2 protein-coding genes are annotated in these 2,812 nt (G+C 78.1%); both read left to right on the forward strand.

The features are described 5' to 3' along the window. The first annotated feature begins 67 nt into the window (after positions 1-67). Positions 68-1,456 (forward strand): acyltransferase domain-containing protein, encoded by a 1,389-nt coding sequence (locus B1205_RS33500; protein ID WP_441338533.1) that lies wholly within the window; start codon positions 68-70, stop codon positions 1,454-1,456. Beyond that, positions 1,384-2,812 (forward strand): polyketide synthase dehydratase domain-containing protein (locus tag B1205_RS33505; RefSeq protein ID WP_254910099.1); only part of this gene is annotated, 1,429 nt, incomplete at its 3' end. The genes B1205_RS33500 and B1205_RS33505, both read left to right, overlap by 73 nt.

Below are 2,812 nucleotides of genomic sequence, written 5' to 3' on the forward strand. Positions count from 1 at the left end.
CGGCACCGCCGAGGCGGAGCTGCTGGACCGGACCGCCTTCACCCAGGCCGGCCTGTTCGCGGTCGAGGTGGCGCTGTTCCGGCTGGTCGAGTCGTTCGGCGTCACCCCGGACCTGCTGGCCGGGCACTCGATCGGTGAGGTCACCGCCGCGTACCTGGCCGGGGTGCTGTCGCTGGAACACGCCTGCCTGCTGGTCGCGGCCCGGGGCGCGCTGATGCAGGCGCTGCCCGCCGGCGGCGGGATGCTCGCGGTGCGGGCCACCGAGGCGCAGGTCCACGCCGACCTCGACGGGTACGCCGGCCGGGTCGGCGTCGCCGCCGTCAACGGCCCGACCTCGGTGGTCGTCTCCGGGGACACCGACGCGCTGGACGAGCTGGCCGTGCTCTGGACCGGACGCGGCGTACGGGTGCGGCGGCTCGCCGTGTCGCACGCGTTCCACAGCCCGCTGATGGAGCCGATGCTGGACCGTTTCCGCGCGGTGCTGGCACGGCTGACCTTCCACGCGCCGACGCTGCCGGTGGTGTCCAACCTGACCGGCGCGCTGGCCGAGGGCGACGACCTGCGCACCCCCGACTACTGGGTGCGGCACGTCCGCGAGGCCGTCCGGTACGCCGACGGGGTGGCCGCGCTGCGCGCGGCCGGCGCGGACACGTTCCTGGAGATCGGCCCGCGCAGCGTGCTCACCGCGCTGACCGCCGAGACGCTGCCCGACGCCGCCGACGTGCTCACCGTCGCCGCCCAGCGCCACGACCGGCCCGAGGCGGACGCGCTGCTGGCGGCGCTGGCCGAACTGCATGTGCACGGCGTACCGGTCGACTGGACGCCCTGGTTCGACGGCACCGACGCCCACCCCGCCGACCTGCCCACGTACGCGTTCCAGCGGGAGCGGTTCTGGCCGGACGCGCCGGCCTGGCAGGCCGGCGACGTGTCCGGCGCCGGGCTCGGGGTGGCCGGGCATCCGCTGCTCGGCGCGGCCGTCCGGCTCGCCGGCGACGACGAGGTCGTGCTCACCGGGCGGCTGTCCGTGGCCACCCACCCGTGGCTGGCCGACCACGTGGTCGCCGGCGCGGTCGTGGTGCCCGGCACCGCGCTGCTGGAGCTGGTCGTCCGCGCCGGCGACGAGGTCGACGCCGGCCGGATCCGCGAGCTGACCGTCGCCACCCCGCTCACCCTCCCGGCCGCCGACGCGGTCCGGGTGCAGGTGCGGGTCGGCGCCGCCGACGACACCGGCGCCCGGCCGGTCAGCGTGCACGCCCAGCCCGAGGAGGACCCGGACGCCGAGTGGGTCCGGCACGCCGAGGGCGTGCTGGAGCCGGCCGCCGCCGAGGAACCCGCCATCGGCGGGGGGNGACCGGCTGGTACGACGCGTTCGCCGGGCACGGTCTGGCGTACGGGCCGACGTTCCGGGGCGTACGGCGGGTCTGGTCCGGCCCGGACGGGGCGTACGCCGAGGTGACGCTGCCGGACGTGGCCGACCCGACCGGCTTCGGGGTGCACCCGGCGCTGCTCGACGCGGCCCTGCACCCGATCGGGCTGCTCGACGCCGGCACCGGCGACGGCCCCCGGGTGCCGTTCGCGTTCGAGGGCGTGCAGGTGCACGCGACCGGCGCGCGGGCGCTGCGGGTGCGGCTGACCCGCGCCGGCTCGTCGGTGCGCCTGGTCGCGGTGGACGCGGCCGGCGCGCCGGTGGTGTCGGTGGACGCGCTCACCCTGCGGGACCTGGGCCGGTCCGCGCCGGCCACCGCGGCCGACCGGTCGCTCTACGCGCTGACCTGGCCGGTCGAGGAGGTCACCGCGCCGGTCACGCCGCCGACCCGGGCGGAGCTGACCGGCGACGGCCGTGCCGTGATGGCGGGTGGCGGGTCCGCGTACCCGGACGTGGCGGCGCTCGTGGCGGCCGTCGCGGCGGGCGAACCGGTCCCGGACGCGGTGCTGCTGCCGCTGCCGTCCGTGTCGGCAGGTGACGCGGACGGCGTACCCGCCGGTGACGCGGCCGACCTGCCGGGGCGGGTGCGGGCGGTGACCACGGCGACGCTGGCGACCGTGCAGGAGTGGCTGGCCGCCGACGCGCTCGCCGACTCGCGGCTGGTGGTGCTCACCCGGGGCGCGGTCGCCGCGCGCGACGAGGACCGGATCACCGACGTGGCCGGCGCGGCGGCGTGGGGCCTGCTGCGCTCGGCGCAGTCGGAGCACCCGGGGCGGATCGTGCTGGCCGACCTCGACCGTGACCCCGACGTCGAGGCGTGGGCGGAGCTGGCCGGCGTGGTCGCCGACCCGACGTCGACCGGCGGGCAGGTGGCGCTGCGCGGCGGCGCGGTGCGCGTACCCCGGTTGGCCCGTGCGACCGACGACGAGCTGCGCCTCCCGGACGGGTTGTGGCACCTGGCGCCCGTCGCGCCCGGCACGCTGGACGGCGTCGCGCCGGTGCCGGCCACCGCCGCCGACCCGGCGGCCGGCCAGGTCCGCATCGCCGTCCGGGCCACCGGCGTGAACTTCCGCGACGTGCTGATCGCGCTCGGGATGTATCCGGACCCGGCCGCCCGGATGGGCAGCGAGGGCGCCGGCGTGGTCCTGGCGGTCGGCCCGGACGTGACCGATCTGGCCCCGGGCGACCGGGTGTTCGGCATGTTCGAGCCCGGCTTCGGCCCCGAGGTGCTGGCCGCGCGTGAGCGGGTGACCCGGATCCCGGCCGGCTGGTCGTTCGCCGAGGCCGCCTCCGTGCCGCTGGTGTTCCTGACCGCCTGGTACGCGCTGCGGGACCTGGCGGATCTGCGGGCCGGTGAGTCGGTGCTGATCCACTCGGGTGCGGGTG

The sequence above is a fragment of the Micromonospora sp. NBS 11-29 genome (assembly GCF_002140155.1).
Taxonomy (GTDB): domain Bacteria; phylum Actinomycetota; class Actinomycetes; order Mycobacteriales; family Micromonosporaceae; genus Micromonospora.